The organism is Thermobrachium celere DSM 8682, assembly GCF_000430995.1.
GTDB classification, from domain to species: Bacteria; Bacillota; Clostridia; order Clostridiales; family Caloramatoraceae; genus Thermobrachium; species Thermobrachium celere.
In genome coordinates this window covers 3008-3576 of sequence record NZ_HF951986.1, presented here as the reverse complement: position 1 = coordinate 3576, position 569 = coordinate 3008, and the positions used below count along the sequence as shown (strand labels likewise).

The following is a 569-nucleotide window of genomic DNA, read 5'->3' as shown; positions in this document are numbered from 1 at the left end:
CATTTCCATAATATATAAGTCCCCTTAAAGGCATATTTAKATAAAATTCCTTCATCATTTTAGCCTGTACATTATTTTCATCAACATCTAGCATTTGAACTAACTCTTTAGTAACTCTTTCCTTTTCTGTTTTAATTACATCCATAATAGTTGAATTTATATGATTACATTCTTTTTACTTTTTGTCTATTCTTTACCTTTATACTACCTTCAAGTCTTATGTCTCTTGAGCTAGATCCTATAAGTATTTTATATTCTCCCTCTTCAACTAAAAAACTATTAAATTGTTCATCAAAATAACTTAAATCATCTACCTTTATTTTTAAATTTACTTCCCTCTCCTCTCCAACATCAAGTTCTATCTTTTCAAATTCCTTTAATTCTTTAATAGGTCTTTCTAATGGAGGAATAAATATGATTAGAAACTACTTTGAAAAACTTCCTAAAATTGCACAAGATGTGTTTGTTGCTGAGTCTGCTGACATAATTGGTGATGTAGAAGTAAAAGAAGGCAGTAGTATTTGGTATAGAGCTGTTTTAAGAGGGGATATAAATAAAATTTTAATAGG

1 protein-coding gene is annotated in these 569 nt (G+C 28.0%); it reads right to left on the bottom strand.

Annotation, left to right across the window (positions count from 1 at the left end; translation table 11 throughout):
* Positions 1–164: 164 nt before the first annotated feature.
* Positions 165–389, bottom strand: coding sequence for a fibronectin type III-like domain-contianing protein (locus tag TCEL_RS14315; RefSeq protein WP_423219063.1), 225 nt, complete (start codon positions 387–389; stop codon positions 165–167).
* Positions 390–569: the final 180 nt, after the last annotated feature.